Origin of the sequence: Ramlibacter sp., assembly GCF_035655895.1 — a bacterium.
Classification (GTDB): domain Bacteria; phylum Pseudomonadota; class Gammaproteobacteria; order Burkholderiales; family Burkholderiaceae_C; genus Ramlibacter.
Map to the genome: position 1 here is coordinate 416,875 of NZ_DASRTN010000011.1, position 26,515 is coordinate 443,389.

A 26,515-nucleotide genomic window follows, 5' to 3' on the forward strand; every position below is an offset into this window, starting at 1 on the left:
ACGTCGTCGACCCGGCCGATGCCGGGCAGTGCCGCCTCAGGCTGGCGTGACGACCGCGTCCTGGACGGGCAGCGAGAAATAGAAGGTGGCGCCCAGGCCGGGCTGCGCCTCCGCGCGGATGTGGCCGCCATGCCGCGCGACGATGCGCGCCGCGGTCGCCAGGCCGATGCCGGTGCCCGGGAATTCGTCCTGCCGGTGCAGCCGCTCGAACGCGCCGAACAGCTTGCCCGCGTGCGCCATGTCGAAGCCGGCGCCGTTGTCGCGCACGAAGAATTCGCCGCGCTCGCGCAGCGCGCCGACGTCGATGCGCGCCATCGGCTGTTGCGCCGTGAACTTCCAGGCATTGCCCAGCAGGTTCTCCAGCACCGAGCGCAGCAGCCGGGCGTCCCCCTGCACCACCATGCCCGGCTCGATCTGCCAGCGCACCTGGCGCCGCGGCTCCTCGGCCTGGTGCTGCGCGAGGATCTCGCCCGCCATCTCGCTGAGATTGACGCGTCCGCGCACCAGGTCGGCCTTAGCCACGCGTGCCAGCGACAGCAGTCCGGTGACGATCTCGCGCATGTGCTCCACGTTCGCAGCGATCCGCTGCGCGTAATGGAGCGCCTTGCCGCCGGGCGGCATGGCCGCGACTTCGCGCTCGAGCAGCTGGGCGAACGAGCCGATGCGCTGCAGCGGCGCCTGCAGGTCGTGCGAGACCGACGAGGAAAAGGCCTCGAGCTGCTCGTTGGCCAGCCGCAAAGCCTCCTGGTTGGCCATCAGGTCGGTGACATCGTTCTCGACGCCGATCCAGAACGCGACCTCGCCCTGCTCGTTGCGCACGGCGGTGGCCCGGAAGATGGTGGTGTGCCAGGTGCCGTCGCGCGCACGCAGCCGCCGCCGTCCCTCGAACGGCAGGCCCTTGCGCCCGCAGCGCTTCCAGTCGGCCCGCAGCTGCTCGAAGTCGTCCGGGTGCACGACCTCGATCCATTCGTCGCCGTGCCAGCGCGGCGGTGCGCCGCCGACCAGGTCGTACCAGGCGCGGCTGAAGAAGGTGGCCGCGCCCTGCGGATCCGTGGTCCAGATCGGCTGGGGCGCCTGCTCGGTCAGCGAGCGGAACAGGGCTTCCTGGCGCGCGAGCTCGCGCGTGCGCTGCGCCACCCGCTCCTCCAGCCCGGAGTTGAGGGACTGGATCTCGGCCAGCAGGCGCACGCGCTGGGTGATGTCCTGCTGGGCGCCCTGCAGCTGCACCACGCGACCGGAGGCGTCGCGCACGGCCTGGCCGATCGAGCGGATCCAGACCGGCCGGCCGGCCGGCGTGTCCAGTGCCATCTCCAGGTCGAATGGGCGCCCTTGCTCGGCGCACGCGCGGATCGCCTCGCGCACGACGGCCTGCGAGTCGGGCCGCAGCAGCGCCAGGACGTCCTCGGCCAGCGGGGAACTGCCCGGCGGCATGTCGAGGACCTCGGCGGCTTCGTCCGACCAGGTCAGCCGCCCGGTGTCCAGGTCCAGCATCCAGCCGCCCAGGCGCGCCAGCCGGCCCGCGATGCCCAGCAGGTGCGCCTGCCGCTCCAGCCGCTCCTGCGCCATCTTCAGCTCGTGGATGTCGGTCGAGGTGCCGTACCAGGCGACCACCGCGCCGGAGCGGTCGCGCACCGGCACGGCCCGGGCGAGCTGCCAGCGCAGGCTGCCGTCGGACGCCCGCAGGCGCAGCTCGCGCTGCACCGGCTCGCCTGCCGCTGCCGCCTCCGACAGGGAACGGGCGACCCCGGCCGCATCGTCGGCATGCGCGAGTTCGTGCCAGCTGGCCCCGATGGCCGCCTGCACCGGCCGCCCGGTGGCGTCCGACCAGCGACGGTTGACGAACTGCACCACGCCCCGAGGGTCGGTGATGAAGACGATCTGCGGCATCGCCTGCGCCAGGTCGCGGAACCGCTGCTCGCTCTCGGAGAGCCGCCGCGCATGCCGCCGCACCTGCCGGGCCAGCAGGCCCGCGGCCGCCACGGCCACCAGCCAGAGCGCCGCCGCCAGCAGCGCCGACCGGCGCCAGGGCGCCAGCACCTCCGCGCGGGAGACGCCGACCGCGGCGATCAGGTCCGGGTACATCGGCAGCACGCGGTAGCCGATCACGCGCGCGAAGCCGTCGATCCCGCTCGGCCCGGTGTAGATGCCTTCCGGCGCGACGGGCAGGCGTTCGGTGAACAGCGAGATCCCGGAGAAGTCCTGGCCGGTGCGCACCGGCCACGACGGACTGCGCGCCATCATCCGCCCACCGCGATGGAACAGCGTGATCGCGCCGTCCGGCCCCAGGTCGATGGGGCGCCAGACGTCGCGCAGGTAGGCCGGCTCGATCGCCGCCACCAGCACCCCGCGCAGGGCGCCCGTGGGCGAGCGCACCGCGTGCGACGCGATGATGGTCCAGTTGCCCATGGTGCGGCTGCGGATCGGGGCGGCGACGTGGAAGGCCGAGGAGCGGCTGGCCAGGTGGACCTGGAAGTACTCGCGGTCGGCGAGCACCACCCCGCCGTTGCCGACGTCCGAGTCCCACACGATGCGGCCCTGCGGATCCAGCATCCAGATGGCGCGCACGACCGGCAGCGCCGTCAGGTGCCCACGCAGCGTGGCGCGGGCGGTGGCTTCGTCCAGCGGGCCGGCCGCCTCCAGGCCCTGCAGCTGCGCGGCCACCAGTTGCAGGCGCTGGTCGATGGTCTGGATGGTGCGGGAGGTCTGCTCGGCGATGACGTGCGTCAGCGAGCGGGTGAGCTTCTCGCCCGAGCGCAGCGCCTCCATCCGCAGGTGCACCAGGGCTGCCGCGACCAGGCCGCCGGTGAGCAGCGCGAACGCGACCACCACCCAGGCCAGCGGCAGACTTCGGGGAGCGGGGGTGGCGGATCCGGCCGGCGACGTCGTCGGCCGTCCGGCGTCCGGTCCGGTGCCGGACGAGGCTTGGCGGGTCATGTGCAGGCGGCCGATGATGCCCGGCGCCGCCCCGCACGGCAATGGCGGCAGCGGCGGCCGTGACCGGCATGCCACACGGCACGCCGCAACGGGCAAGCCCCTGGCGGCCGCGCCACCCCCGGGTGGTAACGTCCGCGCCGGAGCCGACCACCATGTCCCTCATCGACCACGACGCCAGCACGCTGTCCAGCCTGATCCACTCGCGCGAAGTCTCGTGCCGCGAGGTGATGGAGGCCTACCTTGCCCGGATCGCGCGCGTGAACCCGGTCTACAACGCCATCGTGAATCCCGCCGCCCCCGAGGCGCTGCTGGCGCAGGCGCGCTCGCACGACGAGGAGCTCTCCAGGGGCCGCAGCCGCGGCTGGCTGCACGGGATCCCGCAGGCGATCAAGGACATCGCCGACGTGGCGGGCTTTCCGACCACGAAGGGCTGCGAGCTGCTGGCCCGCAACGTGCCGTCCCGCGACAACGTGATGGTGGCGCGCCTGCGTGCCGCCGGCTGCATCGTGGTCGGCCGCACCAACACGCCCGAGCTGGGCCTGGGCTCGCACACCTTCAATGCCCTGTTCGGTGCCACGCGCAACGCCTGGGACCCGGCCGTCAGTGCGGGCGGCAGCAGCGGCGGCGCCGCGGTCTGCCTGGCCCAGCGCATGCTGCCGGTGGCCGACGGCTCCGACTTCATGGGCTCGCTGCGCAATCCGGCCGGCTGGAACCACGTGTTCGGCATGCGGCCCACGCAGGGCCGGGTGCCGCTGGGCCCGGGCCCCGACGTCTGGGTCGACCAGCTCGGCACAGAAGGGCCGATGGCGCGCACCGTCAACGACCTCGGCCGCCTGCTCGCCACGCAGGCCGGCCACGACGCGAGAGTGCCGCTGTCGCTGCAGGACCCGTTCGCCTGGGAGCCGAACGCCGAACCGACGTCGGTCCTGCGCGGGCTGCGGATCGGCTGGCTCGGCGACCTGGGCGGCCACCTCGCGATGGAGGACGGGGTGCTCGATGCCTGCCAGGACGCCCTTCGCCAGCTGGAACCCGCGGGCGCGCTGGTCGAATCCGCCGCGCTCGGCACCGATCCCGCGCGGCTGTGGGAGTGCTGGCTCACCTGGCGGCGCGCCCTCGTCGGCCCCCGGCTCGATCCCCTGATCCAGCTGCCGCAGGCGCGCGAGAAGATCAAGCCCGAGGCCCTGTGGGAGTACGAGGGGTCGCGCGGACTGTCCTGGACCGAGTTCCTGCGCGCCAGCCAGGTGCGCACCCGCTTCTTCCACCACATGCAGTCGCTGTTCGAGCGCTGGGACGTGCTGGCGCTGCCGTCGGCGCAGGTGTGGCCGTTCCCGGTCGGCGAGCGCTGGCCGCGGTCCGTCGGCGGACGCGCGATGGACACCTACCACCGCTGGATGGAAGTGACGATCTACGCCACGCTGGCCGGCCTGCCGGCGATCAGCGTGCCGGCAGGGTTCCACGCCACCCGAGGGTGGCCGATGGGCCTGCAGCTGGTGGCCCGGCATGGCGCCGACGCCTTCCTGCTGGACGTCGCGGCAGGCTATGAAGCGGTGCGGGGCGACTTCCTGGCGCGACGGCCGCTCACGGTCGCTGCGGCGTGAGGGGCAGGACCGTGGTCCGTCCTGGCCCCGCCCGCCGCGGCACGCGGCGCCAGCGCGGGCCGGCGTCGGGCGCGGGGGTCGCGCTGCCGCTGATGGTGCTCTATGCCGGCGCGATTGCCGCCGGCGTCTGGCTGGGCCACCTGCCCTGGGGGACGCCGGCCGCGTCCGCGCTGCTGCAGCTGCTCGCCTTCTTCGCGTACTGGCAGGACAAGCACGCGGCCGAGCGGGGCCGCTGGCGCATCCAGGAGAGGACGCTGCACCTGTGGAGCCTGGCCGGCGGCTGGGCCGGGGCGTGGTTCGCGCAGCAGGTGCTGCGGCACAAGTCGGCGAAGGCGTCCTTCCGGCAGGTCTACTGGGCCACCGTGGTCCTGCATTGCGCGGCGCTGGCCTGGTTCGGCTGGTGGCGCCTCGGATCGCCCGGTCCGGCCTGAGTCGGCACCCGGCCGCCCTCACCAGAGCGGACTGGGCTTGCTGAAATCCACGGTGGCGGCCACGGCCTCGCGCATGCGGGCCAGCAGCGGCCGCGAGTCGTCGCGCCGCCACTGGAAGGTGTATTCCAAGGTCGGCAACGCCGGCCGGCTGCGCAGCTCCACCACCGCGCCGCGCTCTTCCATGCGGCGCAGCCAGCCATTGGGAAAGAGGCCGATGCCCACCCCAGCCGCCACCAGGCTGGCGATCGCGGCGAGGTTGTTGCAGGTCAACCGGCGTCCCGCCTCGAGGTTGTTGACCGCCAGCCAGTGCTCCAGCATGCGTGCCGGCCCGGCCGCGGGCGGCATCGTGACCAGCGCCGTGTCCTGCAGCAGCCGCGCGCTGACCGCGCGCTGGGCGCCGACCAGCGCCGGCGCCGCGGCCCACGAGAAGCGCACCTGCGCGATGGCTTCGCTGGCGATGGCGCCGCGCGACGAATAGCCCGCCACCACCGCGAAGTCGAGTTCGCCGCTCTCGAGCCGACGCTCCAGCGCCTGGCCCAGGTCGACCTGCGGCTCCAGCACCAGCTCCGGATGCCGCGACCGCGTCAAGGCGACCAGGTCCGGCAGCCAGGTCAGGGCCGCCAGCTCGCCGACGCCAAAGCGGCAATGGCCGCGCAGGCCGGCGCCGCCGGCCGCGAGCGAGCGCATCTCGTCGGCCAGTCCGAGCATCCGCCGGGCCAGCGGCAGCAGCTGCTCGCCCGCGTCGGTCAGCACCGCGCGGTGGCCGCTGCGATCGAACAGCGGCTCGCGCAGGTGCGCCTCAAGCTCGGCGATGCGCTTGGACAGCGTCGACTGCGACACGTGGAGCCGCTCGGCCGCCACCAGGAAGTTGGCGGCGCTCGCGGCCCAGTAGAACGCCTCCAGCTGCTTGAGCGTCATGGTGAAGAAATTCGATGGTGGAGCTTTCTGTTTTATCACTTTCCTGAAAGAGCCCCGCTCGGCAGAATCGTCCGGAAAACAACCAGGAGACAAGCCATGACGATGAAGCCGCTGCTCACGCGGCGCGGGCTCGGCGTTCTCGCCGCCGCCGCGCTGGCCTTCCCGGCCTGGGCGCAGGAATGGACCCCCACGCAGCCGATCACCATCCTGGTCGGCTTCGCCCCCGGCGGCTCGGCCGACCAGATCGCCCGGCAGCTGTCGTTCGCCGCCAAGGGCATCATCCCGGTGCCCGTGCTGGTGGTGAACAAGGTGGGCGCCGCGGGCGCCATCGCGGCGCAGGCCACGGCCGAAGCCAAGCCCGACGGCTACACGCTGTTCGTCGGCGGCGGCAGCGAAACCACCGCGGTCGGCAACTTCAAGCCGCTGCCCTACGACCCGCGCAAGTCGTTCACGCCCGTGATCAAGGTCTCGCGCGCTCCCAGCATCCTGGCGGTGCGGGCCGACTCGAAGTTCACCGACATGAAGGCACTGCTGGCCGAGGCACGCCAGGCGCCCGAGAAGGTGTCGTACGGCTCCACCGGCGAGGGCGGCATCTTCCACGCCACCGGCCTGGTGTGGGAGAAGCAGGCCGGCATCAAGCTGCTGCACGTGCCGTACAAGGGCGCCGCCGATTCGATGAACGCGCTGCTGGGCGGCCAGGTCGATTCGGCCTTCGGCGCCTACGAGGAGATGAAGCCGATGATCGATGCCGGCCGGGTGCGGCCGCTGGCGTTGTTCTCGCGCACGCGGCTGCCGGCGCTGCCGCAGGTGCCGACCATGATCGAGGTGGGAGTGCCGGTCGCGCTGGACAACATGAAGGGCCTGATGGGGCCCGCCGGCCTGCCCGCGCCCGTGGTGCGCTACCTGCACGACAGCTTCCGCAAGGCAATGCAGACCGACGCCTGGAAGGACTACGTCGCCAAGTCGGGGCTGACGCAGGACTATGCGGACGGCGCGGCGTTCCAGAAGGAGGTCGTCGAAGCGTACGACCTGATCGGCAAGGCGATCGCCAGATGAAGCCGGCCCTCCTCTCGCCCGGCTCGCGCATCGGCTTCGTCGGGCTTGGCGTCATGGGCGGTGGCATGGCCCGCTGCCTGCTGCGCCACGGCGCACGGCCCCGGGTCTTCGCGCGCCGGCCTCAGCAGGCGCAGGCACTGGTCGAGGCGGGCGCGACGGCGGCCGCCTCGCTCGCCGACCTGCGCGACTGCGAGCTGGTGTTCCTCAGCCTGCCCGACGGGGCCGCGGTCGAGGCCGTGCTGTTCGGCCCCGACGGACTTGCGTCCGTCCTGCAGCCGGGCAGCGTGGTGGTCGACACCAGCACCATCGCCGCCGGTGCGGCGCGGCAGGCATCGGTGCGGCTGCAGCAGCGCGGCGTCTGGCTGCTCGACGCGCCGGTCAGCGGCGGCCAGCAGGGCGCCGAGAGCGGCACGCTCGGCTGCATGGTGGGCGGCGATGCCCAGGTGCTGGAAGCCTGCCGCCCGGTGCTGGCGGCGTTCTGCAAGACCATCACACATGCCGGTGCCAGCGGCGCCGGCCAGACCGTCAAGGCCTGCAACCAGGTCGCCGTGGCCGGTGCCCTGCTCGGCGTGGCCGATGCCCTTGCCCTGGCCCGGCGGGAAGGCGTCGACCCCACCCTGGTGCGCGACGTGCTGCTGGGCGGCACGGCGCGCAGCTTCTCGCTCGAGAAGCATGCGCCGCGCATCATCGACGGCGCGTTCGAACCCGGCTTCCGCGCCCGGCTGATGCGCAAGGACCTGCGGCTGGCGCTGGAGACGGCCCATGCCAGCGGCGCCGTGCTGCCGACGGCCAGCCTGGCCGAGCGGCTGCTGGACGAGCTGTGCGAGAGCGGCCGCGCCGACTGGGACTGGATCGCGCTGGCGCAGCTGGTGCAGGAACGAGGCGGCGAGCCGCCGCGCGCCGCTTCGGAGCCGGCATGAACGAGCGCGTCGCGGCCGGCCTGCAGGCCACCCGGGAGCATCCGCCCCTGCAGGCGCTGCCGTCGACCGAGCCCCGGCCCGCGCTGGCGCGCCGCCACGCGGGCATCCTGTGCCTCGACGACTTCGAAGCCGCGGCGCGCCGGCACCTGCCGGCGCAGGTCTATGCCTATGTCGCCGGCGCGGCCGAGACCAACCAGTCCTTCCGCATGAACCGCGAGGCGTTCCAGCGCCACGCCTTCGTGCCCCGCGTGCTGGTCGACATCTCGCGCCGCAGCACCGCGACCACCCTGTTCGGCCGCCGCTGGGACGCGCCGTTCGGCATCGCGCCGATGGGGCTGGCAGCGCTGTCGGCCTACCGCGGCGACCTGGTGCTGGCGCAAGCTGCCCGGCGCGAGAACGTCCCGATGGTGATGAGCGGCTCGTCCCTGATCCGCCTGGAGGACGTCGCGCGCGCCAACCCGGACGCCTGGTTCCAGGCTTACCTGCCGGGGGACGATGCGGCCATCGAGGCCCTGCTGCAGCGCGTGCAGGCGGCCGGCTACGGCACCCTGGTGATCACGCTCGACACCGCCGTCGGCGCCAACCGCGAGAACAACGTGCGCGCCGGGTTCACGATCCCGCTGCGGCCCTCGGCCCGGCTGGCCTGGCAGGGGCTGTCGCACCCGCGCTGGCTGTTCGGCACCTTCCTGCGCACGCTGGCGCTGCACGGCATGCCGCATTTCGAGAACAGCTACGCCACCCGTGGCGCGCCCATCCTGTCGCCCAACGTGGAGCGCGACTTCTCCGACCGGGGCCACCTGAGCTGGCGCCACTTGGCGCGGATCCGCCAGCGCTGGCCGGGCCACCTGGTCGTCAAGGGCGTGCTCGATCCGCGCGATGCGCGCCAGGCGGCCGACACCGGCGTCGACGGGATCATCGTCTCCAACCACGGGGGGCGCCAGCTCGACGGCGCAGTGGCGCCGCTGCAGGCCCTGCCCGGCATCGTGGCCGCCTGCCCGCGCCTGCCGGTCATGCTGGACAGCGGCGCGCGCCGCGGCAGCGACGTGCTCAAGGCGCTGGCGCTGGGCGCCCGCTTCGTGTTCGTGGGCCGGCCCTTCACCTTCGCCGCCGCGGTGGCCGGCGAGGCGGGCGTGCTCCACGGCATCGAGCTGCTGCGGCAGGAGGTCTCGCGCAACATGGCACTGCTGGGCCTGACTGCGCTGGACCGCCTCGATGCCAGCGCGGTCGTCCCCGCGTTCCCGGCGCCCTGAGCCGGCGGCCCCGCGTCCCTTTTCCCTTTCATCCCACGGAGCAACACCCATGGTCGGACTGCAGATCCTCCAGCGAACCCGCTGCATCGGCGCACACCACATCGAGGCCTTCGCCTCGCTGCCGGTGGCCAACATCAGCGACTGCATGACCCGCATGACGGCGGGCGGGCCGCGCCTGCGGCCGATGCACCGGTCCGGCCGCCTCGGCGGGCCCGCGCTGACGGTCAAGTGCCGCCCGGGCGACAACCTGATGATCCACAAGGCGCTGGACATGGCCCAGCCCGGCGACGTGATCGTGGTGGATGCCGGCGGCGATCTCACCAATTCCCTGATCGGCGAACTGATGACGACCTACGCGATCTCGCGCCGGCTCGGCGGCTTCGTGATCAACGGCGCCATCCGCGACCTGGACGTCATCGCCGCCGGCACGTTCCCGGTGTACGCGGCGGGCGTGACCCACCGCGGCCCCTACAAGGACGGCCCTGGCGAGATCAACGTGCCGATCGCCATCGATGGCATGGTGGTCCAGCCGGGCGACCTGATGGTCGGCGACGCCGACGGCGTGCTGTGCGTGCCGTACGACGACGCCGAGGCAGTCCTGACGGCCGCGACCGCCAAGGCCGCGGCGGAGGCCAAGACGCTGGCCGACATCGCCGCCGGCAAGCTCGACACCTCGTGGATCGATGCGACGCTGCGTCGCATCGGCTGCGATCCCACGCCGCGGTGAACGTCCGCCGGGACCGGGGCGGCCTCCGGTGCGGCACCGGGGATGCCGTGCCGCCGATCGCCGCCCCGTCAGCTCTTGAGGCGGTAGCCGGTCTTGAAGATCCAGCCGACGGCGGCCAGGCACAAGGCCATGAACAGCAGCGTCACGCCCAGGCTCAGGCCCACCGGCACGTCCGACAGGCCGTAGAAGCTCCAGCGGAAGCCGCTGACCAGGTAGACCACCGGGTTGAACAGGGTCACCTTCTGCCAGAACGGCGGCAGCATCTCGATCGAATAGAAGCTGCCGCCCAGGAACGTCAGCGGCGTCACGATCAGCGTCGGGATGAACTGCAGCTTCTCGAAGCCGTCGGCCCAGATCCCGATGATGAAACCCAGCAGGCTGAAGGTCAGCGCGGTCAGCACCAGGAACAGCACCATGAAGCCGGGATGCAGGATCTTCAGCGGCACGAACAGCGCGGCAGTGGCCAGGATGGTGACGCCCAGGATCACCGACTTGGTGGCGGCCGCCCCGACGTAGGCCACCACGATCTCCAGGGTCGAGACGGGGGCCGACAGCAGCTCGTAGATGGTGCCGGTGAACTTGGGGAAGTAGATCCCGAACGACGCGTTGCTGATGCTCTGGGTGAGCAGGGACAGCATCACCAGGCCCGGCACCAGGAAGGCGCCGTAGCTCACGCCGCCCACCTCGGGGATGCGCGAGCCGATGGCCGAGCCGAACACGATGAAGTAGAGCGAGGTCGACACCACCGGCGACACGATGCTCTGGACCAGCGTGCGGAAGGTGCGCGCCATCTCGAAGCGGTAGATCGCCAGCACGGCATGCAGGTTCATGCCTGCTCCTGCTCGCGCACCAGGCTCACGAAGATCTCCTCCAGCGAGCTCTGCCGGGTCTTGAGGTCCTTGAACGCGACGCCGCCCGCCTCCAGGGCCTGCAGCAGCTCGGTGATGCCCGAGTGCTCCGCCTTGGCGTCGTAGGTGTAGGTCAGCTCGAGGCCGCCGGCGCCCAGCGCCAGCGGAAGGCCGGCCAGCGCGGGGGGCAGCGCCTCCAGCGGCTGTGCCAGTTGCAGCGTCATCTCCTTCTTGCCCAGCTTGCGCATCAGCTCCGCCTTGTCTTCGACCAGGATGATCTCGCCGCCGCGGATGACGCCGATGCGGTCGGCCATCTCCTCGGCCTCGTCGATGTAGTGCGTGGTCAGCACGATGGTGACGCCGCCCTCGCGCAGGCGCCGCACCAGCTGCCACATGTCCTGGCGCAGCGTGACGTCGACACCGGCGGTCGGCTCGTCCAGGAACAGCAGGCGCGGCTCGTGCGACAGCGCCTTGGCGATCAGCACGCGGCGTTTCATTCCGCCCGACAGCGTGCGCAGCGCGTTGTCGCGCTTGTCCCAGAGCGACAGGTCCCTGAGCACCTTCTCAATGTGGGCAGGGTTGGGCGGCTTGCCGAAGAGGCCGCGGCTGAAGGAGACGGTGTTCCACACCGTCTCGAAGGCGTCGGTCGTCAGCTCCTGCGGCACCAGACCGACCAGCGAGCGCGCCGCGCGGTAGTCGGTGACGTTGTCATGCCCGTCGACCATCACCCGGCCGGCGCTCGCATTGACGATGCCGCAGACGATGCTGATCAGGGTCGTCTTGCCGGCGCCGTTCGGGCCCAGCAGCGCGAAGATCTCGCCGCGCCGGATCTCCAGGTCGACGTGCCTGAGCGCCTGGAAGCCCGTTCCGTAGGTCTTGGAGAGTCCGGCGATCGAAAGGACGGCGTCCGGCATCGCGCCGCCGGACGCGGGTGCCAGCCCGGGCAACGCTCAGGCCGCCTTGGCCGGCGCCACGATGCCCAGCCGGTCGAGCGTCGCCGACAGCTGGCCGACGGTGCGGTCGACGTTGTGCCACTTCTCCAGGCCGAACAGACCGATGCGGAAGGTCTTGAACTCGGCGCCCTCGTCGCACTGCAGCGGAACGCCGGCGGCCGTCTGGAGGCCTTCGTCGAGGAATTTCTTGCCCGACTGGATGTCGGGGTCGGTGGTGTAGCTCACCACCACGCCGGGCGCCTTGAAGCCGTCGGCGGCCACGCTGGCGAAGCCGCGGCTCTCGAACAGCGCCCGCACCTTGCGGCCCAGCTCCTCCTGCTCGGCACGCACCTTCGCGAAGCCGTAGGCCCGGGTTTCCTTCATGGTCTCGCGCAGGCGCTCCAGCGCATCGGTTGGCATGGTGGCGTGGTACATGTGGCCGCCCTTCTCGTAGGCCTCCATGATCTGCAGCCACTTCTTCAGGTCGCAGGCGAAGCTGCTGCTGGTGGTGCCCTCGATCGCCTGGCGGGCGCGCTCGCTGAGCATCACCATCGCGCAGCAGGGCGAGCTGCTCCAGCCCTTCTGCGGCGCGGAGATCAGCACGTCGACGCCGGTCGCGCGCATGTCGACCCACATGGCACCGGACGCGATGCAGTCCAGCACGAACAACCCGCCGACGGCATGCACCGCGTCGGCGACGCCGCGCAGGTAGTCGTCGGGCAGGATCATCCCGGCCGCGGTTTCGACGTGGGGCGCGAACACGACCGCCGGCTTCTTCTCGCGGATGGTGGCGGCGACCTCGGCGATCGGCGCCGGCACCCAGGGCGCGGTCGGGCCGCTGCCGGTGCGGCGGGCCTTCAGAACGGTGTGCGACGCCGGGATGTTCCCCATCTCGAGGATCTGCGTCCACCGGTAGCTGAACCAGCCGTTGCGAAGCACCAGCACGTCCTTGCCGCCGGCGAACTGGCGCGCCACGGCCTCCATGCCGAACGTCCCGCTGCCGGGCACGAGCACGGCCGAGTGGGCGCCGTAGACCTCCTTGAGGATGCCCGAGATGTCCGTCATCACGCCCTGGAAGGAGCGCGACATGTGGTTGAGCGCGCGGTCGGTGTAGACCACCGAGAACTCGAGCAGGCCGTCGGGATCGACGTCGGGAAGCAGTCCGGGCATGGTTGTCTCGTGTCGTTGGATCGGAACCCGGGCAGCTTAGCACCGCACCGGCGGTCGTGCTCGGCGGCGCTGGCCGTCCCTGCCCCGAGCGCTCGCGCCCGCGCCTCGGCATGCCCCGCAGCGCGTCCGCGAGCTCGGCCTTCCACCCGCGGGTGCCGGCCGTGGTGGCATGGCCCGGGTCTGCCCGCTGGCCGGGATCAGCACGTCGCGGGCGGACTTCAGCCGCTTGCGCTCGCGCTCCATGAGCCCGTTCTCGGGCGGGTTGCGTTCGTCGTCGGCCGCGTCGATGGCGAGCACGGGCGCCACGATGCGCTCCAGCAGCGGCGACGGATCGTGGTCGCCGGCCACGTGGTCCGCCTCGCGGGCACCGGGAGGTCGGCCGCCGCGCCGGCCAGTGGCCAGAGGATGGCGGCCGCCGCCAGGGCCCGCAGGCCGCGCCGGACCGGGTCGAGGGTGTTGCGCGCATGGTGTCTCCTTGCGCTCTCGGCCCGATCTCGGACGTCGCCCGGCCGATGCCATGCGGAGCGCCCCTTGCGCTGCCCCTACACTGGCGTCGCAAGGGGCTTGGAATGGCAGACGACGCAAGAACCAGGACGGCCGGACCGTCGCGACCACTGCTGGTGCTGGGCTTCGGCCTGGTGGCGCTGGCCGGCGTCATGCTGCTGCTGTCGCTGGCGCTGGCCGGCACGGAGTCGGCGACGCTGCGCTCGCTGGGCCGCCCGCTGCGCGCCCCGCTCGCGTTGCTGGTCCTCCTGGGCGTGCTGCTCGCCCTGGTCGGCCACGCGCTGCGGCCCCGCGGACAGGACCAGGAGCCGCAGGGGGCCGGCGCCACGACCTGGCTGGTCGGCGACTCGACCGATTTCGTGCGCAGCGCGCTGGCGCCGGACACCGGCTTGGCGTCCGCGCACCGGGGCCTTCGACCGCCGGAGCCGGCCTGGTCGTCCCGGGTCTTCCGGGACATCGAATGGGAACGGTTCGAGGCGGTCTGCGTCCGCCTGTTCGCCCTGGCCGGCCTGCGGGCGCAGGACACCGGCGCGGCGGCGGGGCCGATCGAGCTGTGGCAGTCGTCCGGCGGCCCGGACAGGCCCGTCGCGCTGCTGCTCTGCCGCCATCCGGCCGGGCTGGTCGGGATCGACGAGGTGCGTGCATTCCGGCACCAGGTGGCGGCCAGCGGCTTGCGACGCGGCATCCTCGCCACCGGCGGCAGCTTCACCCCGGACGCCCAGCGGTTCGCATCGGAGCAGGGAATCGACGCGCTCGATGGCGCCGGATTGCTGCAGCGCATCGGCCTGCGCACGCCGCCGCAGCAGTCGGAGTTGCTGCAGCTGGCCTACCAGGGCGAGTACTGGCGTCCGACCTGCGTCCGCTGCGGACTGAAGATGGTCGAATCGGCGTCCGGGCGCGGCCGCGAGCCGCTCTGGACCTGCGCCGACGCGCCGCGCTGCCGCTTCACGCTGCCGGTGCACGCCCGCGACTGATGCGGCACACGCCGCACCGGGTGTGCTCCAGGGCTGGGCCGGCCCGGCGAAAACGCGCATACTCCAGCGCGACAATGGCAGGCGCCCGTGCGGCGCGAAGGATCTCCCCATGGGTATGTTGCAGCGCATGTTCGCCCGGTCCGGCGGCACGCCGTCCGGTGCGGCTGCGGCGGCAGCCGCACCGAACCGTTCGTCGCACTCGCGGCTGGCCGCCTCCACGCAGGACGGCGGCACCCCGCAGACCGTTCGCAAGGAGCTGGTGCGGGTTGCGGCGCGGGACACCCTGCTGCAGCACGGCATCCCCCTGCACTGGATCCGCGTCGACCCGCTCACGATGGCCTCGCGCAACCGCGAGCATGGCGTCCATGTGCGGCTGAGCGTGCTGCATTGGGAACCGCAGCTGCTGCAGTACACGGTGGCGCTCCAGCAGCAGATGCAGGACCGCGTGCAGGCGATGGACCCCGCGGCCGAGGGCTGGCTGATGGGCATGTCGTGGCAGTTCGAGCTGACCGACGACTCGGCCTGCCCGCCGTTGCCGCCGCCGGGCAGCTGGACCGTCCAGCCGGGCGCAGAAGGCAGGCCCGTGGCCGGGCCCGCAGCCGCGGGCGTGGTGGAGGGCGGCAGCGCCGACGTCATCAGCGGACCCACCCGGATCGGCCCCGACGGCACGGCGGACACCCGCCGCCGGCTCGAGCAGCTGCTGGGCGAACGCGATGCGGCGTTCCGGCGCGCCGACGACGACGGCGGTTTCGAGAAGACCCAGCCGATGAAGCTGTAGACGGCACGTCGCGCTGGCCGCCGGCACCGGCGCCGCGCCGCTCGCCCTGTCCCGAGCTCATGCGACGACCCAACGCGGCGGCGGCGCAACGTGGGGTTCTCCCGCTATTGTTTGTGTAGCGCCGCCTGCGTACACTGCCCCTCCCGCCGCGACGGGCCGAAGGCACGGAGGAGAAGAACAAGATGAGCTCGAAGGACAACCACGTTGCCATGTCGCAGCTGCTCGCGCTGCTGGAGGCCCGCTATGCCATCCGCGTGCTCTGGGCGCTGCGCGACGGCCATCCGCAGACATTCCGGCTGCTGCAGGACAGCGTGGGCGGCATCACGCCCAACACGCTGAACACCCGCATCAAGGAACTGCGCGAAGCCGGCCTGCTCGGGCACGGCCACGACGGCTACTGTGTCACTCCCATCGGCGCAGACCTGCTCAAGCGCCTGTCCGACCTGCCTGCCTTCGCCGTCCGCTGGACGGCGGTGCAGGGCCGAAAGAAACTTCCACCTACCCCATGAACCACCTCCAATCCGCCCTCACCCCCTCTGCCGCCCTGCCCCGCGACGCGGCGCAGGCCCTGCTCGTCGGCCGCGTCTGGATCGACGGCCAGGGTCCCGTTCCCGTGCGCGCCACGCCCGACGGCGTGTTCGACCTGTCCCGGCTGGCGCCGACCGTGAGCCACCTGCTGGAGCTGCCCGACCCGGCCGCCGCCGTGCGCGCCTTCCAGGGCCCGCGCGTCGGCGACACCGCCACGCTGCTGGCCGACAGTGCCTGCGACGCCCAGCACGCGAACCGGCCGCGCCTGCTCGCGCCGATCGACCTGCAAGCCATCAAGGCCGCGGGCGTGACCTTCGTGGCCTCGATGCTCGAGCGCGTGATCGAGGAGCAGGCGCGCGGCGACGCCTCCAAGGCCGAGGCGGTGCGCCAGGCGGTGGTGGGCGTGATCGGCGAGAACCTGTCGGCGGTCAAGCCCGGTTCGCCCGAAGCCATGCGCCTCAAGGACGTCCTGATCGCCCAGGGTGTCTGGTCGCAGTACCTCGAAGTGGGCATCGGCCCCGATGCCGAGGTGTTCACCAAGTCGCAGCCCATGAGCGCGGTCGGCACCGGAGCGGAGATCGGCCTGCACCCGAACAGCGGCTGGAACAACCCCGAACCGGAGATCGTGCTGGCCGTGGACAGCCGCGGCCGGGTGCGGGGCGCAACGCTCGGCAACGACGTCAACCTGCGCGATTTCGAGGGCCGCAGCGCCCTGCTGCTGGGCAAGGCCAAGGACAACAACGGCAGTTGCGCCATCGGCCCGTTCATCCGGCTGTTCGACGAGGCGTTCGGCATCGACGACGTGCGGCGCTGCGACCTGGCGATGCAGGTGCAGGGCCCGGAGGGCTACGTGCTGGAAGGCTCCAGCTCGCTGGCGATGATCAGCCGCGATCCGCTCGACCTGGTGGCCCAGGCGTGCGGCGCCAACCACCAGTACCCCGACGGCTTCGTGCTGTTCCTCGGCACCATGTTCGCGCCGACACAGGACCGCCACGGCCCGGGCCAGGGGTTCACGCACGTGGTGGGCGACGTGGTCACCGTCTCGACGCCGGCCCTGGGTACACTCGCCAACCGCGTGAACACCAGCGACCGCATCCCGCCCTGGACCTACGGCACCGGCGCACTGATGCGGGACCTGGCCCGCCGCGGTCTGCTCGGCTGAGCGCCCGCCCAACCAACACAAGGATTCGCATGATCACCACCCCCTCCGGCCTGCAGTACGAAGACACCACGCCGGGCACCGGCGCCGAGGCCAAAGCCGGCCAGCATGTGCACGTGCACTACACGGGCTGGCTGTTCAACAACGGCCAGCAGGGCGCCAAGTTCGATTCCAGCCGCGACCGCAACGATCCGTTCGCCTTCTCGCTGGGCGCCGGCATGGTGATCAAGGGTTGGGACGAGGGCGTGGCCGGCATGAAGATCGGCGGCAAGCGCACCCTGATCATCCCGCCGCAGCTGGGCTATGGCGCCCGCGGCGCCGGCGGCGTGATCCCGCCGAATGCCACGCTCAAGTTCGACGTCGAACTGCTCGACGCGCATTGAGCCCGGCGGCGGGGCCTGGCACTCCGCCGACCTCGGTCAGCGGCGCTTGCGCGCCGTCACCTCGATCTCGATCTTCATCCGCGGGTCGAGCAGCCCGGCGGTGATCACCATCGCCGCCGGCCGGGCCTCGCCCAGGTAGCGTCGCAGCACCGGCCAGCACGGCTCGAAGTCCGCGCCGTCGGGCAGCACATAGTTCACCCGGACGACGTCGTCCAGGGTGGCGCCGGCTTCGGCCAGTGCCGCCGCGATGTTGCGCAGCGCCTGCTCGCATTGGCCGGCCACGTCGTCCACGATGGTCATGCTCGCGTAGTCGAAGCCGGTGGTGCCGGACACGAACACCCAGTCGCCGTCGGCCACGGCCCGCGAATAGCCGATCTCCTGCTCGAAGCGCGAGCCGGAGCTGATCCATTGCCTTGTCATCGATCCTCCTCGGTTGTCGGACCGCCACTTTAGGCGGCCCTTCGACCGGGGCCCGGACCCATCCACGGACCTGCCGCGCACCCCGCCATAGTCCGTCCGGGCTGGCTCAGCATTTTTTTGGGCTGGATCGTCATTCCCGCACCTTGAAAAGGGCTACCCTGCCCCAAGGTCCCTCGCAGCTTTTTTTCGCCGCTCAACCCATTTCAAGCATGAACGACCCGACGAAGATCGAACCGACGCTGGACGGCGCCCCCGGGCCCGCCGACATCAGCCCCGAAGAGCGCGAGGCAGCCGATGCCGCCAACGCGGCGGACCTGACGGCCGCCCTGGCCGAGCTGGAGAACCTCCGGGCCAGCAACAAGGAGCTTTCCGAGCAGTACCTGCGGGCCCAGGCCGACATGCAGAACACCCGCCGCCGTGCGGATGAAGAAATGGCCAAGGCACGCAAGTTCGCGATCGAGAGCTTTGCCGAGAGCCTGCTGCCGGTGGCCGACAGCCTGGAAGCCGGACTGGCGATCAAGGATGCCACCCCCGAGCAGATCCGCGAGGGCGCCGAAGCCACCCTGCGGCAGCTCAAGTCCGCGCTCGAGCGCAACAAGGTGCTGGAGATCGCCCCGGCCGCCGGCACGCGGTTCGACCCGCACCAGCACCAGGCCATCTCGATGGTGCCCGCGCCCGGCCAGGAGGCCAACACCGTGGTCACGGTCCTGCAGAAGGGCTACGTCATCGCCGAGCGGGTGCTCCGCCCGGCCCTGGTCACCGTGAGCGCGCCGCAATGACGCAGGCGGGTTGAAACACCGCCAGTGATCCACAAGTACCGCAGCAAGATTCGAATCGGGGCACGTCCCCAAGCAGACAGGAGAGAAACATGGGAAAGATCATCGGCATCGACCTGGGCACCACCAACTCGTGCGTGTCCGTGATGGAGGGCAATACCCCCAAGGTCATCGAGAACAGCGAGGGCGCGCGCACCACGCCTTCGATCGTCGCGTACCAGGAGGACGGTGAGATCCTGGTCGGCGCCTCCGCCAAGCGCCAGGCCGTCACCAACCCGCGCAACACCCTGTACGCGGTCAAGCGCCTGATCGGCCGCAAGTTCGAGGAAAAGGAAGTCCAGAAGGACATCAACCTGATGCCCTACACCATCGCGAAGGCCGACAACGGCGACGCGTGGGTGGAAGTGCGCGGCAAGAAGATGGCGCCCCCGCAGGTCAGCGCCGAGGTGCTGCGCAAGATGAAGAAGACCGCCGAGGACTACCTGGGCGAGCCCGTCACCGAGGCCGTGATCACGGTGCCCGCGTACTTCAACGACGCCCAGCGCCAGGCCACCAAGGATGCCGGCCGCATCGCCGGCCTGGAAGTCAAGCGCATCATCAACGAGCCGACGGCCGCGGCGCTGGCCTTCGGCCTGGACAAGCAGGAAAAGGGTGACCGCAAGATCGCCGTGTATGACCTGGGCGGCGGCACGTTCGACGTGTCGATCATCGAGATCGCCGACGTCGACGGCGAAAAGCAGTTCGAAGTGCTCTCCACGAACGGCGACACGTTCCTGGGCGGCGAGGACTTCGACCAGCGCATCATCGACTACATCATCGCGGAGTTCCGCAAGGAACAGGGCGTCGACCTGTCCAAGGACGTGCTCGCCCTGCAGCGCCTGAAGGAAGCCGCCGAGAAGGCCAAGATCGAGCTGTCCAACAGCGCACAGACCGACATCAACCTGCCGTACATCACGGCCGACGCGTCCGGTCCGAAGCACCTGAACGTCAAGCTGTCGCGCGCCAAGCTGGAAAGCCTGGTCGAGGAGCTGATCGAGCGCACCATCGCCCCCTGCCGCACCGCGATCAAGGACGCGGGCGTGTCGGTCGGCGAGATCCACGACGTGATCCTGGTCGGCGGCATGACCCGCATGCCCAAGGTCCAGGAGAAGGTCAAGGAGTTCTTCGGCAAGGAGCCGCGCAAGGACGTCAACCCCGATGAAGCCGTGGCCGTGGGCGCGGCCATCCAGGGCCAGGTGCTGGGCGGCGACCGCAAGGACGTGCTGCTGCTGGACGTCACCCCGCTGTCGCTGGGCATCGAGACCCTGGGCGGCGTGATGACGAAGATGATCGCCAAGAACACGACCATCCCGACCAAGTTCGCCCAGACCTTCTCGACCGCCGACGACAACCAGCCGGCCGTGACGATCAAGGTGTTCCAGGGCGAGCGCGAGATGGCCAGCGGCAACAAGCTGCTGGGCGAGTTCAACCTGGAAGGCATTCCGCCGGCACCGCGCGGTCTGCCCCAGATCGAGGTGACCTTCGACATCGACGCCAACGGCATCCTGCACGTGAGCGCCAAGGACAAGGGCACGGGCAAGGAGAACAAGATCACCATCAAGGCGAACTCCGGCCTGTCCGAGGAGGAGATCCAGAAGATGGTCAAGGACGCCGAGCTCAACGCGGCCGAGGACAAGAAGAAGCTGGAGATCGTGCAGGCCCGCAACCAGGGCGAGGCCCTGGTCCACAGCGTCAAGAAGAGCCTGGGCGAGTACGGCGACAAGCTCGATGGGGCCGAGAAGGAGAAGATCGAGGCCGCGCTGAAGGAGGTCGAGGAAGCCCTCAAGGGCGACGACAAGGCCCGCATCGAGGAGAAGACCAACGCGCTCATGGCGGCCAGCCAGAAGCTGGGCGAGAAGATGTATGCCGACATGCAGGCGTCGCAGGCAGCCCAGGCTGCGGGCGGTGCCGGCCCGGCGGACGCGCAGGCGGCTGCGGGCGGATCCCGCCCCGCCGACGACGACAACGTCGTCGATGCCGAGGTCAAGGAAGTCAAGAAAGGCTGATCGCGGCGCCTAGCCGAGAACGCGCCGCGTTGGTGGAACAAGCCAACGCGGCGTTTTCGCTGAGAGAATCACCCACAGATGGCCACGAAACGCGATTACTACGACGTCCTGGGCGTTCCCAAGAACGCCTCGGAAGACGAGATCAAGAAGGCTTATCGCAAGCTTGCGATGAAGTACCACCCCGACCGCAACCAGGGGGATGCGGCCAAGGAAGCCGAGGCCAAGTTCAAGGAGGCCAAGGAAGCCTACGAGATGCTGTCGGATGCCGACAAGCGCGGCGCGTACGACCAGTACGGGCACGCTGGTGTCGACCCGAACATGCGCGGCCCGGGTGGGGCCGGACCGGAGGGCTTCGGCGGGTTCGCCGAGGCGTTCGGTGACATCTTCGGCGACATCTTCGGCCAGGGCGGCCGTGCGGGCGGCGCACGAGGCGGGCGCCAGGTCTACCGCGGCGGCGACCTGTCCTATGCGATGGAGGTCACCCTCGAGGAGGCGGCGGCTGGCAAGGAAGCGCAGATCCGCATCCCGACCTGGGACTCCTGCGACACCTGCCACGGCAGCGGCGCCAAGCCGGGCACGCAGGCCAAGCAGTGCGGCACCTGCAACGGCGCGGGCGTGGTGCAGATGCGCCAGGGCTTCTTCTCGGTGCAGCAGACCTGTCCCACTTGCCGCGGCGCGGGCAAGATCATCCCGGACCCCTGCCCCACCTGCCACGGCCAGGGCAAGGTCAAGAAGCAGAAGACGCTGGAAGTGCGCATCCCGGCCGGCATCGACGACGGCATGCGCATCCGCAGCGCCGGCAACGGCGAACCGGGCACGAACGGTGGGCCGCCCGGCGACCTGTACATCGAGATCCGGCTGAAGAAGCATCCGATCTTCGAGCGCGATGGCGACGACCTGCATTGCGTGGTGCCGATCTCGTTCACGCGGGCCGCCCTCGGCGGCGAGATCGAGGTGCCGACGCTGGCCGGCAAGGCTGCCATCGACATCCCCGAGGGCACCCAGGCCGGCAAGCAGTTCCGCCTGCGCGGCAAGGGCATCAAGGGCGTGCGCTCCAGCTACCCCGGCGACCTGTACTGCCACGTGAGCGTCGAGACCCCCGTCAAGCTGACCGAGCACCAGCGCAAGCTGCTGCGCGAGCTGGACGAGTCCCTGCGCAAGGGCGGTTCCAAGCACTCGCCCGGGGAAGAAGGCTGGGCCGACAAGCTGAAGAATTTCTTCAGCGCCTGAACGGCGCATCCGCCTCGGACGAAGACCCCGGGCCACGCCAGTGGCCGGGGTCTTTCCATTGGGGCCGGCGGCTCGCGGCGCTCGACCCCAGGGCGTGCGTGGGCGAGACGGCAGGAGGGAAATGCCCGCCGCACTGTCAGCGCCGCGCCACACTGCCATTTGCGGGACGCGGCGCGTGCTTCAAAATTGTGCAATGTCCCTGAAGCTGTTCCGCCACACCGGATTCCACTCGGTCCTCACGCCGGGCGAAACCCGCGTGGCCCTGCATCCAGGCTGGGCCATCACCGGCGCCAGTCTCTGGATCGGCTTCGCATGCAATGTCTGGGTCTGGCGCGCCCTGGTCGGCGGCAGCGAGAACCTCGGGCGTTCGCTGGTGGCGGGCGCGGTGGTCGCCGGCATCGTCGGCTTCGTCCTCAGTCTCTTCGGCTGGCGCCGCACGCTCAAGCCCATGGCCACGTTGCTGTTCCTGGTGGCGGCCTTGCTGGCCGGCGGCACGTGGGTGCAGGACCTGAGCTTCCAGGCCGCGGTCGAAGGCAAGCGCCTGGGACTGCTGCTGCCTCCGTGGGCCAGCTTCTTCAGATGGCAGTTGCCGACCTTGCTGGTGCTGCTCGGCCTCCTGCCAATGATCTGGATCTGGAACGCGCAGCTGCGCCGCCTCGGCGGGCCGGTCCAACTGCGCTCGAACATCCTGGGCATGGTCCTGGCCGCATGCGTGGCCGCCGGCGCGCTGTCGCTGCTGGGACGCCTGCCCGCCTGATCAGAACAGGCTGGCCTGGCCGTCCAGCGACGGTCGCCTGAACTGCGACGTGTCGAACTCGAATCGCTCGCGGTTGAACCCGATGCGTGATGCCGCCTTGCGGAACCGCTGGCCGATCAGCTCTGCCCACGGTCCGCTGCCCTTCATGCGCGTCGCGAAGTCGGCGTCGTAGTCCTTGCCACCGCGCATGTCCTGCACGCGCGCCATCACCCGTTCGGCCCGCTGCGGGTAATGCTGCTCCAGCCACTGGCGGAACAGCGGAGCCACCTCCCAGGGAAGCCGGAGCACATGGTAGAAGGCGCTGCGCGCACCCGCCTCCCAGGCGGCCTCCATCACCTGTTCCATGTCGTCGGTCAGGAACGGGATCTGCGGTGCCAGGCTGACGCCCACCGGGATGCCCGCGTCGGCCAACGTGCGGATCGCACGCAGGCGCCGGTGCGGCGCTGCAGCGCGCGGCTCGAGCTTGCGGGTGAGGCCGGCATCCAGCGTGGTGATCGTCACGTACACCGCCGCCAGCTTGCGCGCGGCCATGGGTGCGATGAGGTCCAGGTCCCGCTCGACACCGCTGTTCTTGGTCACCAAGGAGAACGGATGGCTGGTGGCGTCGAGCACCTCGAGGACCGAACGCGTGAGCCGCAGTTCGCGCTCGACGGGCTGGTAGCAGTCGGTCGCCGCGCCGATCGCGAGCATGCCGGGCTGGTAGCTCCTGCGGCTCAGCTCGCGGCGCAGCACCTGGGCGACGTTGCGCTTGGCGATGATGCGGGTCTCGAAGTCGAGCCCCGGCGAGAGATTGAGGTAGCTGTGGGTCGGCCGTGCGTAGCAGTAGATGCAGCCGTGCTCGCAGCCGCGATAGGGGTTCAGGCCACGGTCGAAGTAGATGTCGGGCGAGTCGTTGGTGCTGATGACGCTGCGCGCCTCCTCCCAGATCACCTCGGTGCGCGGAGGCGGCGCCGCGCCGGCCTCCCGATCGGGTTCCCAGCCGTCGTCGAACGCCTCGCGCGCATCCCGCTCGAAGCGGTGCGGATGCCGGGTGGCGGCGCCGCGACCCTTGATCGCGTCAATGGGAATGTGGATGTCGGCCATGCACTGGATTTTCATCCAGTATAGCGGCCGACCGGCTCAGCGGCACAGGCGTGCCCTGGCCTCCGAGTACTCGCGCTGCAGCCGGGCCACCAGTTCACCGGCGCCGGTGACCTCCTTGACCGCGCCGATGCCTTGCCCGCAGCCCCAGATGTCCTTCCAGGCCTTGGACTTGCTGCCCTCGCCGCCCGCGAAGTTCATCTTGCTCGGATCGCTCTCAGGAAGGTTGTCGGGGTCGAGCCCGGCGGCGCGGATCGACGGCTTCAGGTAGTTGCCGTGCACGCCCGTGAACAGGTTCGAGTAGACGATGTCGTCGCTGTTGCCCTCGACGATGGCCTGCTTGTAGGCATCGGAGGCGCGCGCCTCGTGGGTCGCGATGAAGGCCGAGCCGATGTAGGCGAAGTCGGCTCCCATGGCCTGGGCCGCCAGCACGGCTCCGCCGGTGGCGATGGAGCCCGAGAGCGCAAGCGGGCCGTCGAACCACTGCCGGATCTCCTGGATCAGCGCGAACGGGCTCTTGATGCCCGCGTGGCCGCCCGCGCCCGCAGCCACCGCGATCAAGCCATCGGCACCCTTCTCGATCGCCTTGCGGGCGAAGAAGTTGTTGATGATGTCGTGCAGCACCACGCCGCCGTAGCTGTGGATCGCCTCGTTGACGTCGGTGCGCGCGCCCAGCGAGGTGATGATCACCGGCACCTTGTACTTCACGACCATCTCCATGTCGTGCTCGAGGCGGTCGTTGCTCTTGTGCACGATCTGGTTGATGGCGAACGGCGCGGCTGGCCGGTCGGGATGGGCCTTGTTCCACGCCGCCAGCGTCTCGGTGATCTCGGCCAGCCAGTCCTCCAGCTGGGAGGCCGGGCGGGCATTGAGCGCCGGCATCGCGCCGATGATGCCGGCCTTGCACTGCTCGATCACGAGCTTGGGATTGCTGATGATGAACAGTGGCGAGCCGATCACCGGCAGGGCCAGGTTCTGGAGGGCGGCGGGAAGCTTGGACATGGTGTCTCCGTCAAGGGAACCGTCCGGCCCGATCCCTGGGGGGATGGGCGGAGCGGCAGGAGGGCTTCGGCAGGCTCGGCCCGGCGATGATCTCAGAAGGCCTCGAGCGGCATCGCCGTGACGCTGTCCGCGCCCTCGACGATGCTGTCGCGCACGCCCGGTGCACGGGCCAGCAGATGGTCGGCGTAGAAGCGCGCCGTGGCGATCTTGGCTTCCATGAAGGCGCGGTCCTCGCCCCTGGCCGCCAGCTCCTCGGCCACCAGCAGCGAGCGCGCCAGCTGCCAGCCGGCCACCAGGTTGCCCGCCAGCATCAGGTAGGGCACCGAGCCTGCGAACACCGCGTTCGGGCTGGCCTTGGCGTGCCCGGCCATGAAGTCGACCACGTCCAGGAATGCCAGGCGGGCCGCCGTCAGGCGCTTGAGCACGGCGCGCGCGGCGACGGAGTCGCGGCGCGCCAGCTCGCCCTCGGTGGCCTCGATCTGCGCGGCGATCGCGCGGGCGGTCTGGCCGCCGTCGCGCGCCGTCTTGCGCCCGACGAGGTCGTTGGCCTGGATCGCGGTCGTGCCTTCGTAGATGGTCAGGATCTTGGCGTCACGGTAGTACTGCGCCGCGCCGGTCTCCTCGATGAATCCCATGCCGCCGTGCACCTGCACGCCCAGCGAGGTGACCTCCAGGCTCATCTCGGTGCTGTAGCCCTTGACCAGCGGCACCATGAATTCGTAGAAGGCCTGGTTCTGTCTGCGCACCTCGGCGTCCGGGTGGTGGTGCGCGGCGTCGTACGCCGCCGCAGCGACGCTGGCCATGGCGCGACAGCCCTCGGTGTACGCGCGCATCGTCATCAGCATCCGTTTGACGTCGGGATGGTGGATGATGGGCGCGCTGCCGGGCATCGAGCCGTCCACCGGACGCGACTGCACGCGCTCGCGCGCATAGGCCACCGCCTTCTGGTACGCGCGTTCGGCCACCGCGATGCCCTGCACGCCCACGGCGTAGCGTGCGGCGTTCATCATGATGAACATGTACTCCAGGCCGCGGTTCTCCTGTCCGACCAGGTAACCGACCGCGCCGCCCTTGTCGCCGTACTGGAGCACGGCGGTCGGCGAGGCCTTGATGCCCATCTTGTGTTCGATGCTGACGCAGTGCACGTCGTTGCGCGCACCGAGCGAGCCGTCCTGGTTCACCAGGAACTTGGGCACCACGAACAGGCTGATCCCCTTGACGCCTTCCGGGGCGCCCGACACGCGCGCCAGCACCAGGTGGACGATGTTGTCCGCCATGTCGTGCTCGCCGTAGGTGATGTAGATCTTGGTGCCGAAGACCCGGTAGGTGCCGTCGGCCTGCGGTTCGGCGCGCGTGCGCACCAGGGCCAGGTCGCTCCCGGCCTGCGGCTCGGTCAGGTTCATAGTGCCGGTCCATTCGCCGCTCACCAGCTTGTGCAGGTAGTTGGCCTTGAGCTCGTCGGAGCCGGCCGTGAGCAGCGCTTCGATCCCGCCATCGGTGAGCAGCGGACACAGCGCGAAGCTGAGGTTGGCGGAGTTGAGCATCTCGCCGCAGGCGGCGCCGATCACCTTCGGCAATCCCTGCCCGCCGAACTCGGTCGGGTGCTGCAGGCCCTGCCAGCCACCCTCGGCATATTGCCGATAGGCCGCCTTGAACCCGGGGGTCGTGGTCACCGCGCCGTCGTTCCAGCTCGAGGGATTGCGGTCGCCCGGCACGTTGAGCGGCGCGACGACTTCCTCGTTGAACTTGGCGCACTCCTCGAGCACGGCCTGCGCGGTCTCGAAACCGGCTTCCTCGAAGCCGGGGATCTTCGCGATGGCATCGATGCCCGCCAGGTGGCGGATGTCGAACAGCATGTCCTTCAGCGGGGCGCGGTAGCTCATGGTGTGCCTCTCGAGCGGATGAAAAGAAGGCGTCGCAAGCGACGCCTCGTGTGGCCGGTGGTGCGGGTTACAGCGCCTTGACCAGTTCCGGCACGGCCTGGAACAGGTCGGCCTCCAGGCCGTAGTCGGCCACGCTGAAGATGGGGGCCTCGGGGTCCTTGTTGATCGCCACGATCACCTTGGAGTCCTTCATGCCGGCCAGGTGCTGGATG

At 70.7% G+C, this 26,515-nt stretch carries 23 protein-coding genes and 2 pseudogenes; 15 read left to right on the forward strand and 10 right to left on the reverse strand.

Annotated elements, in window-relative coordinates:
- Nucleotides 1–36: 36 nt before the first annotated feature.
- Nucleotides 37–2,934 (reverse strand): PAS domain-containing protein, encoded by a 2,898-nt coding sequence (locus VFE82_RS14335; protein WP_325000994.1) that lies wholly within the window; start codon nucleotides 2,932–2,934, stop codon nucleotides 37–39.
- A gap of 68 nt (nucleotides 2,935–3,002) precedes the next feature.
- On the opposite strand from VFE82_RS14335, the gene VFE82_RS14340 reads away from it, so the two are divergent.
- Together VFE82_RS14340 and VFE82_RS14345 are read left to right on the forward strand one after the other, a co-directional pair.
- Nucleotides 3,003–4,532, forward strand: a complete 1,530-nt coding sequence (locus VFE82_RS14340; protein ID WP_414708768.1) for an amidase — start codon at nucleotides 3,003–3,005, stop codon at nucleotides 4,530–4,532.
- Nucleotides 4,533–4,543: 11 nt separating this feature from the next.
- A complete protein-coding gene (locus VFE82_RS14345; RefSeq protein ID WP_325000996.1) occupies nucleotides 4,544–4,963 on the forward strand; it encodes a DUF1294 domain-containing protein in 420 nt (139 codons plus the stop codon).
- An 18-nt stretch (nucleotides 4,964–4,981) separates the two neighbouring features.
- Here the strand turns inward: VFE82_RS14345 and VFE82_RS14350 are convergent, their stop codons facing one another.
- Nucleotides 4,982–5,881, reverse strand: coding sequence for a LysR family transcriptional regulator (locus tag VFE82_RS14350; protein ID WP_325000997.1), 900 nt, complete (start codon nucleotides 5,879–5,881; stop codon nucleotides 4,982–4,984).
- Between the two features lie 96 nt (nucleotides 5,882–5,977).
- On the opposite strand from VFE82_RS14350, the gene VFE82_RS14355 reads away from it, so the two are divergent.
- Genes VFE82_RS14355 through VFE82_RS14370 form a run of 4 tightly spaced genes read left to right on the forward strand, consistent with a single transcriptional unit; the run spans nucleotide 5,978 to nucleotide 9,834 of the window.
- Complete coding sequence (locus VFE82_RS14355) at nucleotides 5,978–6,937, forward strand: tripartite tricarboxylate transporter substrate binding protein (RefSeq protein WP_325000998.1); 960 nt, start codon at nucleotides 5,978–5,980, stop codon at nucleotides 6,935–6,937.
- Nucleotides 6,934–7,857 carry an NAD(P)-dependent oxidoreductase gene (locus VFE82_RS14360; RefSeq protein ID WP_325000999.1) on the forward strand — a complete coding sequence of 308 codons (924 nt, stop codon included), beginning with the start codon at nucleotides 6,934–6,936 and terminating at the stop codon, nucleotides 7,855–7,857. Before VFE82_RS14355 ends, VFE82_RS14360 begins: the two co-directional genes overlap by 4 nt.
- Nucleotides 7,854–9,107: an alpha-hydroxy acid oxidase gene (locus VFE82_RS14365; RefSeq protein WP_325001000.1), complete on the forward strand. Its 1,254-nt coding sequence runs from the start codon at nucleotides 7,854–7,856 to the stop codon at nucleotides 9,105–9,107. The genes VFE82_RS14360 and VFE82_RS14365 overlap by 4 nt, the downstream gene beginning before the upstream one ends.
- A gap of 49 nt (nucleotides 9,108–9,156) precedes the next feature.
- On the forward strand, nucleotides 9,157–9,834 hold the full coding sequence (locus VFE82_RS14370; protein WP_325001001.1) for an RraA family protein: 678 nt from the start codon (nucleotides 9,157–9,159) through the stop codon (nucleotides 9,832–9,834).
- Between the two features lie 68 nt (nucleotides 9,835–9,902).
- On the opposite strand, the gene VFE82_RS14375 is transcribed toward VFE82_RS14370, so the two are convergent.
- From VFE82_RS14375 to VFE82_RS14385, 3 genes are read right to left on the reverse strand one after another with little or no spacing between them, the layout of a single operon-like run.
- Entirely contained in the window at nucleotides 9,903–10,664 is a 762-nt protein-coding gene (locus tag VFE82_RS14375; protein WP_325001002.1) for an ABC transporter permease, read from the reverse strand.
- Nucleotides 10,661–11,596 (reverse strand): ABC transporter ATP-binding protein, encoded by a 936-nt coding sequence (locus tag VFE82_RS14380; protein ID WP_325001003.1) that lies wholly within the window; start codon nucleotides 11,594–11,596, stop codon nucleotides 10,661–10,663. Before VFE82_RS14380 ends, VFE82_RS14375 begins: the two co-directional genes overlap by 4 nt.
- Nucleotides 11,597–11,632: 36 nt before the next feature.
- Nucleotides 11,633–12,784 carry an aminotransferase class V-fold PLP-dependent enzyme gene (locus tag VFE82_RS14385; protein WP_325001004.1) on the reverse strand — a complete coding sequence of 384 codons (1,152 nt, stop codon included), beginning with the start codon at nucleotides 12,782–12,784 and terminating at the stop codon, nucleotides 11,633–11,635.
- Nucleotides 12,785–13,353: 569 nt separating this feature from the next.
- On the opposite strand from VFE82_RS14385, the gene VFE82_RS14390 reads away from it, so the two are divergent.
- The 5 genes from VFE82_RS14390 to VFE82_RS14410 all read left to right on the forward strand — a co-directional run bounded on the left by VFE82_RS14390 (nucleotide 13,354) and on the right by VFE82_RS14410 (nucleotide 17,110).
- Nucleotides 13,354–14,262: a restriction endonuclease gene (locus VFE82_RS14390; RefSeq protein ID WP_325001005.1), complete on the forward strand. Its 909-nt coding sequence runs from the start codon at nucleotides 13,354–13,356 to the stop codon at nucleotides 14,260–14,262.
- Between the two features lie 109 nt (nucleotides 14,263–14,371).
- The gene (locus VFE82_RS14395; protein ID WP_325001006.1) at nucleotides 14,372–15,040 is read left to right on the forward strand and encodes a hypothetical protein; all 669 of its coding nucleotides are present in this window, start codon (nucleotides 14,372–14,374) and stop codon (nucleotides 15,038–15,040) included.
- Nucleotides 15,041–15,222: 182 nt separating this feature from the next.
- Complete coding sequence (locus tag VFE82_RS14400) at nucleotides 15,223–15,549, forward strand: winged helix-turn-helix transcriptional regulator (RefSeq protein ID WP_325001007.1); 327 nt, start codon at nucleotides 15,223–15,225, stop codon at nucleotides 15,547–15,549.
- On the forward strand, nucleotides 15,546–16,730 hold the full coding sequence (locus tag VFE82_RS14405; RefSeq protein WP_325001008.1) for a fumarylacetoacetate hydrolase family protein: 1,185 nt from the start codon (nucleotides 15,546–15,548) through the stop codon (nucleotides 16,728–16,730). Before VFE82_RS14400 ends, VFE82_RS14405 begins: the two co-directional genes overlap by 4 nt.
- 29 nt (nucleotides 16,731–16,759) lie before the next feature.
- Nucleotides 16,760–17,110, forward strand: a complete 351-nt coding sequence (locus VFE82_RS14410) for an FKBP-type peptidyl-prolyl cis-trans isomerase (protein ID WP_414708760.1) — start codon at nucleotides 16,760–16,762, stop codon at nucleotides 17,108–17,110.
- A 36-nt stretch (nucleotides 17,111–17,146) separates the two neighbouring features.
- On the opposite strand, the gene VFE82_RS14415 is transcribed toward VFE82_RS14410, so the two are convergent.
- Nucleotides 17,147–17,530, reverse strand: a complete 384-nt coding sequence (locus VFE82_RS14415; protein WP_325001009.1) for a RidA family protein — start codon at nucleotides 17,528–17,530, stop codon at nucleotides 17,147–17,149.
- 209 nt (nucleotides 17,531–17,739) lie between these two features.
- On the opposite strand from VFE82_RS14415, the gene grpE reads away from it, so the two are divergent.
- From grpE to VFE82_RS14435, 4 genes and pseudogenes are all read left to right on the forward strand, one after another.
- Nucleotides 17,740–18,309 (forward strand): nucleotide exchange factor GrpE, encoded by a 570-nt coding sequence (gene grpE, locus VFE82_RS14420; RefSeq protein WP_325001010.1) that lies wholly within the window; start codon nucleotides 17,740–17,742, stop codon nucleotides 18,307–18,309.
- A gap of 71 nt (nucleotides 18,310–18,380) precedes the next feature.
- A pseudogene (gene dnaK / locus VFE82_RS14425) lies at nucleotides 18,381–20,351 on the forward strand (molecular chaperone DnaK); the annotation flags it as partial.
- Between the two features lie 78 nt (nucleotides 20,352–20,429).
- Nucleotides 20,430–21,581: a molecular chaperone DnaJ gene (gene dnaJ, locus VFE82_RS14430; RefSeq protein ID WP_325001011.1), complete on the forward strand. Its 1,152-nt coding sequence runs from the start codon at nucleotides 20,430–20,432 to the stop codon at nucleotides 21,579–21,581.
- 193 nt (nucleotides 21,582–21,774) lie between these two features.
- On the forward strand, nucleotides 21,775–22,338 hold the full coding sequence (locus VFE82_RS14435) for a hypothetical protein (RefSeq protein ID WP_325001012.1): 564 nt from the start codon (nucleotides 21,775–21,777) through the stop codon (nucleotides 22,336–22,338).
- Here VFE82_RS14435 and VFE82_RS14440 read toward each other — a convergent pair whose 3' ends face one another.
- The 4 genes and pseudogenes from VFE82_RS14440 to VFE82_RS14455 all read right to left on the reverse strand — a co-directional run.
- Nucleotides 22,339–23,421, reverse strand: a complete 1,083-nt coding sequence (locus VFE82_RS14440) for a PA0069 family radical SAM protein (RefSeq protein WP_325001013.1) — start codon at nucleotides 23,419–23,421, stop codon at nucleotides 22,339–22,341.
- 36 nt (nucleotides 23,422–23,457) lie between these two features.
- Nucleotides 23,458–24,420 (reverse strand): nitronate monooxygenase family protein, encoded by a 963-nt coding sequence (locus VFE82_RS14445; RefSeq protein WP_325001014.1) that lies wholly within the window; start codon nucleotides 24,418–24,420, stop codon nucleotides 23,458–23,460.
- A 92-nt stretch (nucleotides 24,421–24,512) separates the two neighbouring features.
- Entirely contained in the window at nucleotides 24,513–26,303 is a 1,791-nt protein-coding gene (locus VFE82_RS14450) for an acyl-CoA dehydrogenase (protein WP_325001015.1), read from the reverse strand.
- Nucleotides 26,304–26,370: 67 nt separating this feature from the next.
- A pseudogene (locus VFE82_RS14455) lies at nucleotides 26,371–26,515 on the reverse strand (electron transfer flavoprotein subunit alpha/FixB family protein); the annotation flags it as partial.